13 protein-coding genes are annotated in these 14,164 nt (G+C 62.2%); 2 read left to right on the top strand and 11 right to left on the bottom strand.

Annotated elements, in window-relative coordinates; genetic code table 11:
* Window positions 1-6: 6 nt before the first annotated feature.
* Entirely contained in the window at window positions 7-1,248 is a 1,242-nt protein-coding gene (locus PSV40_RS17910; protein WP_300540286.1) for a YihY family inner membrane protein, read from the bottom strand.
* A 62-nt stretch (window positions 1,249-1,310) separates the two neighbouring features.
* On the opposite strand from PSV40_RS17910, the gene PSV40_RS17905 reads away from it, so the two are divergent.
* Entirely contained in the window at window positions 1,311-1,742 is a 432-nt protein-coding gene (locus tag PSV40_RS17905; RefSeq protein WP_300540284.1) for a DUF2069 domain-containing protein, read from the top strand.
* A 15-nt stretch (window positions 1,743-1,757) separates the two neighbouring features.
* Window positions 1,758-3,254: an FAD-binding oxidoreductase gene (locus PSV40_RS17900; RefSeq protein ID WP_300540283.1), complete on the top strand. Its 1,497-nt coding sequence runs from the start codon at window positions 1,758-1,760 to the stop codon at window positions 3,252-3,254.
* Between the two features lie 13 nt (window positions 3,255-3,267).
* On the opposite strand, the gene PSV40_RS17895 is transcribed toward PSV40_RS17900, so the two are convergent.
* Genes PSV40_RS17895 through nuoG form a run of 10 tightly spaced genes read right to left on the bottom strand, consistent with a single transcriptional unit; the run spans window position 3,268 to window position 14,142 of the window.
* Window positions 3,268-3,864, bottom strand: coding sequence for an NUDIX hydrolase (locus PSV40_RS17895; RefSeq protein WP_300540281.1), 597 nt, complete (start codon window positions 3,862-3,864; stop codon window positions 3,268-3,270).
* A gap of 4 nt (window positions 3,865-3,868) precedes the next feature.
* Window positions 3,869-4,183, bottom strand: a complete 315-nt coding sequence (locus PSV40_RS17890; RefSeq protein WP_300540280.1) for a DUF2818 family protein — start codon at window positions 4,181-4,183, stop codon at window positions 3,869-3,871.
* A 6-nt stretch (window positions 4,184-4,189) separates the two neighbouring features.
* On the bottom strand, window positions 4,190-5,671 hold the full coding sequence (nuoN, locus tag PSV40_RS17885; protein ID WP_300540278.1) for an NADH-quinone oxidoreductase subunit NuoN: 1,482 nt from the start codon (window positions 5,669-5,671) through the stop codon (window positions 4,190-4,192).
* A gap of 14 nt (window positions 5,672-5,685) precedes the next feature.
* Entirely contained in the window at window positions 5,686-7,164 is a 1,479-nt protein-coding gene (locus PSV40_RS17880) for an NADH-quinone oxidoreductase subunit M (protein WP_300540277.1), read from the bottom strand.
* 24 nt (window positions 7,165-7,188) lie between these two features.
* Entirely contained in the window at window positions 7,189-9,216 is a 2,028-nt protein-coding gene (gene nuoL / locus PSV40_RS17875) for an NADH-quinone oxidoreductase subunit L (protein ID WP_300540275.1), read from the bottom strand.
* A 27-nt stretch (window positions 9,217-9,243) separates the two neighbouring features.
* Window positions 9,244-9,555, bottom strand: a complete 312-nt coding sequence (nuoK, locus tag PSV40_RS17870) for an NADH-quinone oxidoreductase subunit NuoK (protein ID WP_230179292.1) — start codon at window positions 9,553-9,555, stop codon at window positions 9,244-9,246.
* Window positions 9,552-10,208 (bottom strand): NADH-quinone oxidoreductase subunit J, encoded by a 657-nt coding sequence (locus PSV40_RS17865; RefSeq protein WP_300540273.1) that lies wholly within the window; start codon window positions 10,206-10,208, stop codon window positions 9,552-9,554. Before PSV40_RS17865 ends, nuoK begins: the two co-directional genes overlap by 4 nt.
* 12 nt (window positions 10,209-10,220) lie before the next feature.
* Window positions 10,221-10,724 carry an NADH-quinone oxidoreductase subunit NuoI gene (gene nuoI, locus PSV40_RS17860; RefSeq protein ID WP_300540271.1) on the bottom strand — a complete coding sequence of 168 codons (504 nt, stop codon included), beginning with the start codon at window positions 10,722-10,724 and terminating at the stop codon, window positions 10,221-10,223.
* 12 nt (window positions 10,725-10,736) lie between these two features.
* The gene (nuoH, locus tag PSV40_RS17855; protein ID WP_300540269.1) at window positions 10,737-11,795 is read right to left on the bottom strand and encodes an NADH-quinone oxidoreductase subunit NuoH; all 1,059 of its coding nucleotides are present in this window, start codon (window positions 11,793-11,795) and stop codon (window positions 10,737-10,739) included.
* Between the two features lie 16 nt (window positions 11,796-11,811).
* Window positions 11,812-14,142: an NADH-quinone oxidoreductase subunit NuoG gene (nuoG, locus tag PSV40_RS17850; RefSeq protein ID WP_300540268.1), complete on the bottom strand. Its 2,331-nt coding sequence runs from the start codon at window positions 14,140-14,142 to the stop codon at window positions 11,812-11,814.
* Between the last annotated feature and the right edge of the window lie 22 nt (window positions 14,143-14,164).

Raw genomic sequence — 14,164 nt, 5'->3', positions numbered from 1 at the left:
ACAGTGTTACGTTAAAGACTGTCGCAGGGTCAATTCGTCCAGTTTGGCGGCTGCCCAAAATCCATCGGTGAAGCCGTCGGGCTTGAGTAAAAGGCGCCCCACCAGGGGCGCCATGACCGCCTGGTCAGGATCGCACAGAAGCACAAAACGGCCGCCGCCTTCCGCATCAGGCTCGTCCAGCCGAGCCACCCAGTCCAGCTCCACCAGGGTCTCCAAAATGGGCTCGATCTGCAGCGGATCGGTGCGCAGCAGGGCAGCCAGTCCCTCTGCGGAATGACCTTTCTGCTGAGCATGTTGCACGGCGGCCAAAGCCTTGAGCAAGGCCAGGCTCAGCTGAAATCGGTGCCCCGGCGTGTCGGGCCACCGCTTTACCCGCGACAGCAGGCTGGGGGTGTAGGCGGCGATCACCGCCCCCATCAGCACGATCACCCAGCTCAGGTAGATCCAGACCAAGAAAATGGGCACGGCCGCGAAGGCACCATAAATGGTCGAGTAGATCGGCACCTTGCCAAGGTACAGGGCCAGCGCCTTTTGCCCCAGCTCCAGCGTGCCCGACACAAACAGCGCCCCGCCCCACGCGTGCTCCCAACGCACGTAGGTGTTGGGCACGAATCGAAACAGCGCGGCAAACCCCGCAGTTTGCAAGCTGAAGACGATCAGCCCCAGGAAAAACTCGACACCACCCGGCAACTCGTCTACCAGCCCCCGCGAGGCCGACAGCAAGTAAGAGGTCACCGACAAGCTGGCACCCAGCACCAGCGGCCCCAGCGTGAGCGCCGACCAGTACACCAGCACGCGCTGTGCCATCGGCCTGGGCGTGCGCACGCGCCAGATGGCGTTGAGCGTGCGGTCGATGGTCAGCATCAAGGCCAGGGCGGTCACGGCCAGGACGATCAAGCCCATGCCCCCCAACTGGCTGGCCTTGAGCGCAAATTTGGTCAGCGACAACAGCACTGGCTTGGCGATGGCATCGGGCACGAAGCCCTGGATGAACTGCAGCTCCAGCGTCTTGCGAAACCGTGCGAACACCGGGAAGGCGCTGAACAAGGCCAGCATCACCGTGAACAAGGGCACCAGCGCGATGGTGGTGGTGAAGGTCAGGCTGCCAGCGGTGATGCCAAGGCGATCTTCCCGAAAACGCTGACGCAAGGTCACCAGGGTCTCGGCCCAGGGCCACTGCTTCAAGGCCAGGATCAGGGCCGACCAACGCTGATGCGCCGCCTTCCACACGGTCAATTTCGAAATCATCTGGCTATGATGCCAGCCATGGTGCGCCAACGACGCCACTGCCCCCAACCTGCCCCACTTTGATGCCTGACAACTTCGATCCCTTGCCCGTCATCCCACTGGGTCAGCACCCGGCCTCGCGCCTGCGCGCCATCAACCACGTGCGCTGGATCGCGTTTGGCTCGCTGGTCGGCCTGATCGTGCTGGGCTTGCTGTGGGAGTTGCAATGGGCCCCGCTGAAGGGTGGCACGGGCATGCTGGCCCTGAAGGTCTTGCCACTGGTCTTCGGGCTCACCGGGTTGATCAAGCACCGCATGTACACCTTCCGCTGGCTGTCCTTGCTGGTGTGGTTGTATTTCACCGAAGGCGCCATGCGGGCCACCAGCGACACGGGCCTCAGCCAGATCCTGGCAGGCATTGAAGTGGCCTTGAGCCTGAGCCTGTTCACCGCCTGCGCGGTCTATGTGCGCCTGCGCCTCAAGGCAGGCAAGCCCGCCCCTGCCACCCCGGCCTAGACCGCCGTTCAGCCCATGTCCAGCAACCACGTCTTTCTGGAGTCCTTGCGCCAGTTGCTGGGCGACGACGGCTTGATCCTGCCCGGCAACGAGGCCACAGGCGTGCTGGCGCCGTACCTGCACGACTGGCGGGGTCGCTATGTGGGCCAGGCCTTGGCCATTGCCCGCCCGCGCGACACCATGCAAGTGGCCGCGGTGGTCAGGCTGTGTGCCCGCCACGGCGTCAGCCTGGTGCCTCAAGGCGGCAACACCAGCCTCGTCGGCGGATCCATCCCGAATGGCAGCGGCACCCAGTTGCTGCTCAACCTGCAACGCCTGAACCAGCTTGTGGCCGTGGACCGCGCCAACCTGTCGATGACCGTCCAGGCGGGTTGCCTGCTGGCCCAGGTTCAAGAGGCGGCTTCGCAAGCCGGACTGCTCTTCCCCTTGAGCCTGGCGGCCGAGGGCTCTTGCACCGTTGGCGGCAACCTGGCCACCAACGCGGGCGGCACCCAGGTGCTGCGTTATGGCACGGCCCGAGAGCTGTGCCTGGGCTTGGAAGTCGTCACCGCCCAGGGCGAAGTTTGGGATGGCCTGACCGCCTTGCGCAAGGACAACAGCGGCTACGACCTGCGAGATTTGTTCATCGGCAGCGAAGGCACGCTGGGCATCATCACCGCCGCCACGCTGCGCCTGTTCCCTCAGCCTGTCGGGCAAGTGACGGCGCTGGCGACCTGCCCCAGTTTGGACGCTTGTGTGGCGCTTTTGCAAAGCGCGCGCGCGCGGCTGGATGCGGGCCTGACCGGTTTCGAAGTCATGCACGCCTGGCCCCTCGCCCTGGTGCGGCAATACTTGCCTGAACAGGCACGCGCCATGGCACCTTTGGTGAGCGACGCCATCGAAGGAATCACAGGCCCCGTTCCCGAGTGGACGGTCCTGATCGACACCACTCATGCGGAGTCCGATCTGGCGGCCCGCACTGCCCTGGAAGCCTTGTTAGCCCAGGCCGTGAGCCAGGGCCTCGTCCTTGACGCCACCATCGCTCAGAACCACACGCAGAACCACGCCATGTGGGCCCTGCGCGAGGCGATCCCCATGGCCGAACGCCAGGAAGGGCTCATGGTCAAGCACGACATCGCGGTGCCCACCTCGGCCATTCCGGAGTTCGTTCGCACCACTCAGGCTCTATTGGCCCATGCCTTTCCAGGCTGCAAGATCGTTTGTTTCGGGCACCTGGGCGATGGCAATCTGCACTACAACGTGCAGGGTCCGCCCGGCCTGCCCAGCGCCACCTTCCTGGCCGAGCACGAAGCCGAGGTCAACCGCCTGGTCTACGACACGGCCTTGCAGTTGGGGGGCACGCTGTCGGCCGAGCATGGCATTGGCCAGCTCAAGCGCGATGAGCTCGCGCGGCGCAAATCAGCGGTTGCCTTGGGCATGATGAAGGCGATCAAGCAGGCCTTGGATCCTGGGGGTTTGATGAACCCGGGACGATTGATCAGTGTTGACCAGCTTCCTGGGCCAAGCACCTGAGTGCGAAGGTCAGTCAGGCGATCTCTTGCCAGTCCAAGGGCCAGACACCAGCCAGCCACTGCTTGAGCCACATCATCCCGACGATGGTCTTGGCATCGGTCAGCAAACCTTGTTGCATCCACACGTCCAGCTCATCGGCCGTGGCCGTGAACACGTCCAGGAACTCGCCGTCGTCCAGGTGGCGCTCACCCAGCGTCAAGTCATCGGCGAACCAGATCTCGATGATCTCGGTGGCATAGCCAATCACGGGGTGCATGATGCCGGCCTTGGCCCACCGCTTGGCGCGGTAGCCGGTTTCTTCCCACAGCTCGCGTTGCGCGCAGGCCAAGCCGCCCTCGCCCCCATCCAGCTTGCCGGCGGGGAACTCGATCATGGTCTGGCGAACAGGATAGCGGTACTGCCGCTCCATCACCAGGCCGCCATCGGGCAGGATCGCGACGATCATCACGGCGCCTGGATGCACCACGTACTCGCGCCCAGCTTCCCGGCCATTGGGCAAGCGAACGCGGTCACGGCGCAGGTCAATGAAATGACCTTGGTAGACCTGGTGCGATTCGATCGTTTCTTCGCGCAGGTGGTCGTCGTTGAAGGCTGGCGTGGGCTGGTTCATCAGCTCAGTGCACCGCATTGCGACGCAGGTAGCGCCACACAAAACCGGGAAAAGCCAGGGTCAGGAAAGTCAGCATGCCCACGGCATAGAACTCCCAGCGCTGGGGGCTGGCTTGGCCCAACTGCCCCTCCAGGGCTCGCCCCAGGCCAAAGACCAGGCTGGCGTACACCAGCAACTCCAGCAGCCGCACGAAGAGTGACTTGGGCACGCGCGTCGGGCCCAGCAAGAACAGCCGGTTATTCAAGAAAGGGGCGTTGGCCGCCAGCATGGCCACTGCCAACACGGCGACCACCGCCCACACCGGGATCAAGCCGCCCATGCTCGATCAGCCCGCCAGCGACTGGGTGATGGCGCGAGCGCACAAGGCCATCAAGCCGCCAGGCAGGATGCCCAGGCCCAACACCGCGATGGCATTGACCGACAGCAAGGCCCGGGCCTCGCCACTGGCCGTGACCGGGGTGGTGTCGGTGGGCTCGTCAAAGTACATGACCTTGACGATGCGCAGGTAGTAAAAAGCGCCCACCAACGAGAGCATCACGGCAGCAATGGCCAACTGCAGGTGCAAAGCCGAGCTGGTGGTCACCAGCGACTGCAGCACCGCCAGCTTGGCGTAGAAACCCACGGTGGGCGGCAAGCCTGCCAACGAGAACATGAAGATCGCCATCACAGCGGCCATCTGGGGGCTGCGTTTGTTCAGGCCCGCCAGGTCAGAGACCTGCTCGGATTCGAAACCGGGGCGCGACAGGAACATGATGATGCCGAAGGTGCCCAAGGTGGTCAGCACATACGTCAGCACGTAGAACAAGGCCGAGCCATAGCCATTGCTGGATGACAAGGTATTGCCCGACACCACGCTGGGCACGAAGCCCAGCAACATGAAACCCAGTTGCGCAATGCCGGAGTAAGCCAGCATGCGCTTGAGGTTGGTCTGTGCAATGGCCGCCAGGTTGCCCAGCGCCATCGAAGCCACGGCGAGGATCATCAGCATCTGCTGCCAGTCGGTGGCGGTGTTGATCAGGCCTTCCACCAACAGTCGGATGGTGATCGCGAAGGCGGCCAGCTTGGGGGCACCTGCCACCATCAGCGTGGCAGCGGTGGGCGCACCTTGGTACACGTCGGGGATCCACATGTGGAAAGGCACGACCCCCAGCTTGAAGGCCAGGCCCGACACGATGAACACCAGACCGAATACCAACACCTGCTTGTTGATCTGGCCCGACAGCGTGGCCTTGTAGACCTCACCCAGGTCCAGCGAACCAGTGGCGCCGTACATCATCGACAGGCCGTACAGCAGGAAGCCACTGGCCAGCGCGCCCAGCACGAAGTACTTCATGGCGGCTTCGGTCGATTGCGAATGGTCACGGCGCAAGGCCACCAATGCGTACGACGACAGCGACATCAGCTCCAGACCCAGGTAAATGGTCAGGAAGTTGTTGCCGATGATCATGATCGAGATGCCCAGCAAAGCGAACATGCTCAGGGTGAACAACTCGCCCTTGAGGATGTCGCGCGCACCGGCATAGGTCTGCGCATAGACCAGGCTGGCCATCACGGCCAAAGTGGCGCAAAAGCTCAGCAAATGCCCCATCGGGTCGGTCACCACCATGCGCTGCATGGCATAGCTGGAACTGCTGACGTCCAGCGCGCCCAGGTGCAGGCCCGCCACGGCGGCCAGCGACACCATGGTCAGGATGTAGGTCGGCAAGCGACGCGGATGGGTCACGAACAGATCCACCAGCGCAATCACGCAAGCCATGGTCAGCAACAAGATCTCGGGGGCGACCGCGAGCCAGTTCAGTTGTGTCATGTTGTTCTCGGGCCTCAGTTCAGCTTGCTTTGTGCCACGTGCTTGAGCAGCTCGGTCACGGACACGTGCATCGCATCGGTGAAAGGCTTGGGCTGGATGCCCATCCACAGCACGGCAACGGCCAGGATGGCCATGATCAGGAATTCGCGGGCATTGAGGTCGGTCAGGCCACGCACATCGTCATTGGCGATGTCGCCCAGGTACACGCGCTTGTACATCCACAGCGTGTAGGCCGCGCCAAAGATCAGCGCGGTGGCGGCCAGCAGGCCGATGAGGAAGTCGAACTGAACCGCACCCAGGATCACCATCCACTCGCCGACGAAACCCGCGGTGCCCGGCAGGCCGCAATTGGCCATCGAGAACAGCAAGGCAAACGCCGCGAACTTGGGCATGGTGTTGACCACCCCGCCGTAGCTGGCGATTTCGCGCGAGTGAACCCGGTCGTACAGCACGCCGATGCTCAGGAACATGGCGCCCGACACGAAGCCGTGGGCAATCATCTGCACCAGGCCGCCGGACATGCCCAGCTCATTGAAGATGAAGAAACCCAGGGTGACGAAGCCCATGTGCGCGATGGACGAATACGCCACCAGCTTTTTCATGTCCTGCTGCACCATGGCCACGAGGCCGATGTAGATCACGCCGATCAGCGACAGCGTGATCACCACAGGGGCGAACTCACGGCTGGCATCCGGGACGATGGGCAGCATGAAGCGCAGGAAGCCGTAGCAACCCAGCTTCAGCATGATGGCGGCCAGCACGACCGAACCACCCGTGGGCGCCTCGACGTGGGCGTCGGGCAACCAGGTGTGCACCGGCCACATCGGCACCTTCACGGCAAAGGCCGCGAAGAAAGCGCCGAACAGCAGCGACTGAGCCAAGGCCGGAAGGGGCAGCTTGTGCCAGGTCAGGATGTCGAAGCTGCCACCCGACTTGTAGTACAGGAAGATCAGCGCGATCAGCATCAACAGCGAGCCGAGCAGCGTGTACAGGAAGAACTTGAACGCCGCGTAGACCCGGCGCGGTCCGCCCCACACGCCGATGATGATGTACATCGGGATCAGCGTGGCTTCGAAGAAAACGTAGAACAGCAGCCCGTCGATGGCCGAGAACACGCCGATCATCAGGCCCGACAGGATCAGGAAGGCGCCGTAATACTGGTGGGGACGGTCTTCAATGACCTGCCAGCCCGCCAGCACCACGATGATGGTGATGAACGCCGTCAGCGGCACGAACCACATCGAGATGCCGTCAACGCCCAGGTGGTAGAACACGTTGAAGCGTTCGATCCAGGCGGACTTCTCGACGAACTGCATGGCCGCTGTGCCATTGTCGAATTGAGCCATCAACGGGATGGTGGCCAGGAAGCCGACGATGGCGCCGATCAGCGCAATCCAGCGGGTGACCTTGGCGTTTTCCTGACGGCCGATGGCCAGCAGCAAAGCCCCGAACGCCACCGGAATCCAGATGGCCAGAGAAAGGGTATTGGACATTGTTTGCATGAACTGGTCCCGCGCTCAATGTTGCATGAACACGAACCATGTCATGAGGGCGAACACCCCCAAGATCATGACCAGCGCGTAGTGATAGAGGTAACCGGTCTGGAACAGGCGCACCAGCGAACTGATCAGGCCGACCAGCTTGGCCGAACCATTCACGGCCAAGCCGTCGATGAGGGTCTCGTCGCCGATCTTCCACAGGCCACGGCCCAGCAGACGGGCGCCAGCGGCCAGCACGTTTTCGTTGAACCAGTCGAGGTAGTACTTGTTCTCGCCGATGACGATCAGCGGACGCAGCACGCGAGCAAAGAAGGCCGGGATCTGCGGCGCGACCATGTAGAACACGTAGGCCGTGACCACACCGCCCAGTGCCAGCCAGAACGGCAGCGTGCTCAGGCCGTGCAAGGCCATGGCGGTGGCGTCGTGGAACTCGTGGGCCAACTCTTCCATGGCGGGATGGCGTTCCAGATCGACAAAGATCGCACTCTTGAGGAACTCGCCAAACAGCATGGGCTGGATGGTGAACCAGCCGATCACGACCGAGGGAATCGCCAGCAGCACCAGCGGCACCGTCACCACCCAGGGTGATTCATGCGGTGTGTGCGCATGATGGTGGTCACCGTGGCCATGGGCATCAGCGTGGTCGTCGTGATGGTCGTGCTCGCCCGGGAAAGGCTTGTGGTGGAAATGTTCCTTGCCATGGAAGACCAGGAAATACATGCGGAAGCTGTAGAAGGCGGTCACGAAAACCCCGGCGATCACGGCGAAGTAGGCAAAGCCTGCCGCTGGCAGATGGCTGGCGTGCACGGCTTCAATGATGCTGTCCTTCGAATAGAAGCCCGAGAAGAACGGCGTGCCAATCAGGGCCAGCGAGCCCAGCAAGGACGTGATCCAGGTGATGGGCATGTACTTGCGCAGGCCGCCCATGTTGCGGATGTCCTGATCATGGTGCATGCCCATGATGACTGAACCCGCGCCGAGGAACAGCAGCGCCTTGAAGAAGGCATGCGTCATCAGGTGGAACACGGCCACGTTGTAGGCGGACACGCCCAGGGCCACGGTCATGTAACCCAGTTGCGACAGCGTGGAATACGCCACCACGCGCTTGATGTCGTTCTGGATGATGCCCAGAAACCCCATGAACAGCGCCGTGATCGAACCGATCACCACGATGAAGTTCAGCGCGGCATCGGACAACTCGAACAGCGGCGACATGCGTGACACCATGAAGATGCCCGCCGTCACCATGGTGGCGGCGTGGATCAGAGCGGAGATGGGGGTCGGGCCTTCCATCGAATCAGGCAGCCAGACGTGCAGGGGGAACTGCGCCGACTTGCCCATGGCGCCGATGAACAGGCAGATGCAGATCACCGTGATCAGCGACCAGTCGGTCTTGGGCAGCGTCAGCGCGGCCAGGTCGCTGCCCTTGGCGAAGATCTCGGTGTAGCTGAGCGAGCCGGTGTAGGCCACGATCAGGCCAATGCCCAGGATGAAGCCGAAGTCGCCCACCCGGTTGACCAGAAAGGCCTTCATGTTGGCGAAGGTGGCCGTGGGCTTTTTGAACCAGAACCCGATCAGCAGGTAGGACACCAGGCCCACCGCTTCCCAGCCGAAGAACAGCTGCAGCAGGTTGTTGCTCATCACGAGCATCAGCATCGAGAAGGTGAACAGCGAGATGTAGCTGAAGAAGCGCTGGTAACCGTCGTCTTCTGCCATGTAGCCGATGGTGTAAATGTGCACCATCAGCGAGACGAAGGTCACCACGCACATCATCATGGCGGTGAGGCCGTCGACCATGAAGCCGACTTCCATCTTCAGCGACCCGAGGGTCATCCATTCATAGACCGTCTGGTTGAAATGCGCCCCGTCCTGGACCACCGCTTGCAGCGTCATGGCCGAGAAGATGAAGGCAATCAACACACCCAGGATGGTCAACACGTGGGATCCGCGGCGGCCAATGGCCTTGCCGAACAGGCCGGCCGCGATCGAACCCACCAGCGGCGCCAAGGGCACGACCAGCAGGTTGTTGAGAGTGAGCTCTGACATTGTTATGGTTCTCCTGACGCCCGCCGATCAACCCTTGAGGGTGTCGAGCTCGTCCACGTTGATCGATTGCCGATTGCGGAACAGCACCACGAGGATGGCCAGGCCAATCGCCGATTCGGCGGCTGCCACCGTCAGGATGAAGAACACGAAGACCTGCCCGTCCATGTCGCCCAGGTAGTGGGAGAACGCGACGAAGTTCATGTTGACGGCCAGGAGCATCAGCTCGATGGCCATCAGCAGCACGATCAGGTTCTTGCGGTTCAAAAAGATGCCGATCACGGACATGGCGAACAAGATCGCGCCCAGTGACAGGTAGTGTCCAAGGGTCACAGCGGTCATGCCTGACCTCCAGAGGGATTGGCGGGGGTGGAGGAGTCCACAGGGGCAGCAGGCTTTTCAACCACGGCATCGACCTTGACGATGCGCAAGCGGTCGGCCTTGGTGGCTTTGACTTGCTCAGCCGGGTTTTGATAATGCGAGTCCTTGCGGCGACGCAGTGTCAAGGCGATGGCCGCGATGATGGCCACCAGCAGGATGACCGCCGCGATCTGCACCGGGAACAGGTAGTGCGTGTAGAGCTCAATGCCCAGCGCCTTGGTGTTCGGGTACTTGGCCACTTCAGGCGGGAAAGCCTTGGGCAGGCCCAAATCGAACCCCCGGGTCAGCACGAAGGCCATTTCCAGCGCGATGACCACACCGATCAAACCGGCCAGTGGGAAGTGCTTCCAAAAGCCTTGGCGGATCGAGTCGATGTTGATGTCCAGCATCATCACCACGAAGAGGAACAGCACCATGACCGCCCCCACGTAGACGAGCACCAGCGCAATGGCCAGGAATTCGGCTTGCAAGAGCATCCAGATGCAGGACGCGCTGAAGAAGGCCAGCACCAAGTGCAGGGCCGCGCTGACCGGGCTTTTCGCGGTGATCACGCGAAAGGCCGCATACAGCAGCACGAAGGAAAAAACGTAGAAGAGCGCAGTTAAGGTGTCCATGTGTTTGTCGGATCAGCGGTACTTCGCGTCCGCCTCCTTGCTGGCTGCGATTTCTTTTTCGTAGCGGTCGCCCACGGCCAGGAGCATGTCCTTGGTGAAGTACAGATCGCCACGCTTTTCGCCGTGGTATTCAAAAATGTGCGTCTCGACGATCGAATCGACCGGGCAGCTTTCTTCGCAGAAGCCGCAGAAGATGCACTTGGTCAGATCGATGTCGTAGCGCGTGGTGCGGCGCGAGCCGTCGTCACGCACTTCGGACTCGATGGTGATGGCCATGGCCGGGCAAACGGCTTCGCACAGCTTGCAGGCGATGCAGCGCTCTTCGCCGTTGTCGTAACGGCGCAGGGCGTGCAGGCCACGGAAGCGCGGCGACATGGGCGTCTTTTCTTCCGGAAACTGCACCGTGATGTGTGGTTTGAGGAAGTGGCGGCCCGTCAGGGCCAGGCCCTTGAACATCTCCGCGAGGAAGAAGCTCGAGACGAAGCTCTTGAGAGAGAAGCTTGCAGTGGTGCTCATGGTGGCGGCCCCTTACTTCCAGATGTTCCAGGGAGACATGATCCAGCCCCCCACGATCACCAACCACACGAGGGTGATCGGGATGAAGATCTTCCAGCCCAGACGCATGATCTGGTCGAAACGGAAGCGGGGAAACGATGCCCGCACCCACAGGAACATGGTCACGATGAGGAAGGTCTTGCCAAACAGCCAGATCCACCCGGGGATGAAATTCAGGGCGTGCACTGGCGCCAGCCAGCCACCGAAGAACATGACGGCAGCCAAGGCCGACACCAGGATCATGTTGGCGTACTCGGCCAGGAAGAACATGGCGAAGGCCATGCCCGAGTACTCGACCATGTGGCCGGCCACGATTTCCGACTCGCCTTCCACCACGTCAAAGGGGTGGCGGTTGGTTTCAGCCAGGCCGGAGATGAAGTAGACGACAGTGATGGGCAGCAAAGGCAGCCAATTCCACGACATGAAGCTCCAGCCCTCGCTGGCGAACATGCCCTTGTCTTGCGACAGCACGATGTCGCTCATGTTCAGAGAGCCCGACACCATCAGCACGATCACCAAGCAGAAGCCCATGGCGATTTCGTACGACACCATTTGGGCCGAAGCGCGCATGGCGCCCAGGAAGGCGTATTTGGAGTTGGACGCCCAGCCCGCGATGATCACGCCATAGACTTCCAGCGAGGTGATCGCCATCAGGAACAGCAGACCGGCGTTGACATTGGCCAGCACCACTTCAGGACCAAACGGCACGACCGCCCACGCGGCCAGCGCCGGCATGATGGTCATGACAGGGCCGAGGAAGAACAGGCCCTTGTTGGCGGCCGACGGAACAATGATCTCCTTGAAGATCAGCTTCACGGCGTCTGCGATGGGCTGCAGCAGGCCATAAGGACCTGTGCGGTTGGGACCGGGACGCACTTGCGTCCAGCCAATGAACTTGCGCTCCCACAAGGTCAGGTAGGCCACGCATCCCAGCAAAGGCAGCAAAACGCAGACGATCTTGATCAGCGTCCAGACCACGGGCCAGGCGCCTCCCAGGGCACCTTCGCCAGCTGTGTAAATGGTATCGATCATGTGATGTTCCTTGGCCTCAGACCTTGTCGACGCCGAGTTTTTCAACCCGAATGGCACCGAACTGGGCACCCAACGAAGACGTCAGGGCATGGCCTGCGGGCACGCGCACCACATTGGCAGGCAAGCTGGCATCCAGCTCGGCGCTCAAGGTGGCGGAGCCCTTGTCTTGCGACACCCTCACCTGCGCACCATCGGCCAGTCCCAACTCGGCCCACAAGGCCTTGGACAGGCTGACCACGGGTGGCTTGGCGTCAGCCGTTTTTTGCAGGGACTCAGAGCGGCGCACCAGGGCATCGGCGCTGTAAATGGGCACATCGGCGATGCGCTCCAGCCCACCTGTTGAGCCTTGCAACTGGATCGTGGCCGTGCTTTGGTTCGACAAGCGCGAAGGGATCGCGGCCAAGTCGCCCAGCGCGGCAGCGCGGACTTCTTCGGAGGTCTCGAACTCGAAGCCCGGAATACCGAGCATGTTGCCCAGCACGCGCAGCACCTTCCAGGCCGGACGGGTGTCGCCCAGGGGCTTGACCACGCCATGGAAACTTTGCACGCGGCCTTCGGCGTTCACGAACGTGCCGGAAGTTTCGGAGAACGGCGCGATGGGCAGCAGCACATCGGCGTAGTCGTTGGCGCCGGACTTGAAGGCCGAGAGCGACACGACCATTTGCGCGTTGTTGACCGCAGCGCGGGCCGCCGAGGGATTGGCAGCATCGAACTCGGGTTCGGCGTTCAGCAGCAGCACGGCCTTGATCTGCTGGCCGGACAGCATCTGACCAGCGTTCAAACCGCGCTGCTGGGGCTGAGCACCCACCAGTTGCGCGCCGACGGTGTTGGCTGCTTCACCCAAGAAGCCGACGGTGGCGCCGGTTTGCTCGCCAATCCAGTTCGCCAGGGCGTGCAGGACCCCAGCTTGCGGGTGATGCACGGCGGCATTGCCCAGCAGGATGGCTTTCTTTTCGCCAGACAGCAGCGATGCCGCCACGGCCTGGGCCGCTGGGGTGGCATTGCCTTGCGCAGGGGCCGACACGCCCTGACTTTCGGCCACGGCCACGGCCACATCGGCCAGGGTCTGGGCCCAGGCGCTTGGCGCCACGACGATGCGTTGCGAGATGGGCAGCAGCCAGTCGTCGGTGGTGGCGCCGATCACATTGACCTGCGCACCGCGCTTGGCGGCATGGCGCAGGCGCGACGAGAACAGCGGATGATCCTTGCGCAGGAAGGAGCCGATCACCAAAGCCCGGTCCAGTGTGGACAGCTCGGCGATGGGCAGGCCCAGCCATGTCGCGCCTGGCGTGATGGTGAAATCAGATTGACGCAGGCGGGTGTCGACATTGTCGCTGCCCAGACCACGCACCAGTTGACCCAGCAGGTACAACTCTTCCACCGTGCTATGGGCCGTGCCCAGTGCACCAATGGCTTCGGCGCCATGGTCGTTCTTCACGCCCTTCAGGCCGTTGGCAACGTATTCCAGCGCGGTGGTCCAGTCAACTTCGCGCCACTGGCCGCCCTGCTTGAGCATGGGCTTGGTCAGGCGCTGGTCGCTGTTCAAAGCTTCGTAGCTGAAGCGGTCGCGGTCGGCGATCCAGCATTCATTGACGGCTTCGTTTTCCAGAGGCACCACGCGCAGGACCTTGCCGCTCTTCACTTGAACGATCAGGTTGGCGCCGGTGGAGTCATGCGGCGACACGCTCTTGCGGCGTGACAACTCCCAGGTGCGAGCCTGGTAGCGGAAGGGCTTGCTGGTCAACGCGCCAACGGGGCAGATGTCGATCATGTTGCCCGACAGTTCGGAGTCGACCGTGTTGCCCACGAAAGTGGTGATCTCGGCGTGCTCACCGCGGTGGATCATGCCAAGCTCCATCACACCGGCGATTTCCTGGCCGAAGCGCACGCAGCGGGTGCACTGGATGCAGCGGCTCATCTCTTGCATCGAGATGAGCGGGCCCGCCTCCTTCTTGAAGACCACACGCTTTTCTTCTTCGTAGCGCGAAGAAGAAGCGCCATAGCCCACGGCCAGATCCTGCAACTGGCACTCGCCGCCCTGGTCACAGATCGGGCAATCCAGCGGGTGGTTGATCAGCAAAAACTCCATCACGCCCTGTTGGGCCTTGATGGCTTTGTCGCTCTTGGTGCGCACGATCATGCCTTGCGTCACTGGCGTAGCGCAGGCCGGCATCGGCTTGGGCGCCTTTTCGATGTCCACCAGACACATGCGGCAGTTGGCCGCGATCGACAACTTCTTGTGATAGCAGAAGTGCGGGATGTAAGTGCCGTTTTGCTCGGCCGCATGCATGACCATGCTGCCTTCAAGCACCTGGACTTTCTGTCCGTCGAGTTCGATTTCAACCATGTTTGTACTCACCTTTACCCGC

The organism is Polaromonas sp. (genome assembly GCF_029945925.1).
In the GTDB taxonomy this organism is placed as follows: domain Bacteria; phylum Pseudomonadota; class Gammaproteobacteria; order Burkholderiales; family Burkholderiaceae_C; genus Polaromonas.
The sequence above is the reverse complement of the archived record's forward strand: the minus strand, read 5'-3'. Positions and strand labels throughout refer to the sequence as shown.

Bases quoted from the DNA above. Each gene is read 5' to 3' on its own strand.
- PSV40_RS17910 (WP_300540286.1), bottom strand. From the start codon at position 1,248: ATGATTTCGAAATTGACCGTGTGGAAGGCGGCGCATCAGCGTTGGTCG.
- PSV40_RS17905 (WP_300540284.1), top strand. From the start codon at position 1,311: ATGCCTGACAACTTCGATCCCTTGCCCGTCATCCCACTGGGTCAGCAC.
- PSV40_RS17900 (WP_300540283.1), top strand. From the start codon at position 1,758: ATGTCCAGCAACCACGTCTTTCTGGAGTCCTTGCGCCAGTTGCTGGGC.
- PSV40_RS17895 (WP_300540281.1), bottom strand. From the start codon at position 3,864: ATGAACCAGCCCACGCCAGCCTTCAACGACGACCACCTGCGCGAAGAA.
- PSV40_RS17890 (WP_300540280.1), bottom strand. From the start codon at position 4,183: ATGGGCGGCTTGATCCCGGTGTGGGCGGTGGTCGCCGTGTTGGCAGTG.
- nuoN (WP_300540278.1), bottom strand. From the start codon at position 5,671: ATGACACAACTGAACTGGCTCGCGGTCGCCCCCGAGATCTTGTTGCTG.
- PSV40_RS17880 (WP_300540277.1), bottom strand. From the start codon at position 7,164: ATGTCCAATACCCTTTCTCTGGCCATCTGGATTCCGGTGGCGTTCGGG.
- nuoL (WP_300540275.1), bottom strand. From the start codon at position 9,216: ATGTCAGAGCTCACTCTCAACAACCTGCTGGTCGTGCCCTTGGCGCCG.
- nuoK (WP_230179292.1), bottom strand. From the start codon at position 9,555: ATGACCGCTGTGACCCTTGGACACTACCTGTCACTGGGCGCGATCTTG.
- PSV40_RS17865 (WP_300540273.1), bottom strand. From the start codon at position 10,208: ATGGACACCTTAACTGCGCTCTTCTACGTTTTTTCCTTCGTGCTGCTG.
- nuoI (WP_300540271.1), bottom strand. From the start codon at position 10,724: ATGAGCACCACTGCAAGCTTCTCTCTCAAGAGCTTCGTCTCGAGCTTC.
- nuoH (WP_300540269.1), bottom strand. From the start codon at position 11,795: ATGATCGATACCATTTACACAGCTGGCGAAGGTGCCCTGGGAGGCGCC.
- nuoG (WP_300540268.1), bottom strand. From the start codon at position 14,142: ATGGTTGAAATCGAACTCGACGGACAGAAAGTCCAGGTGCTTGAAGGC.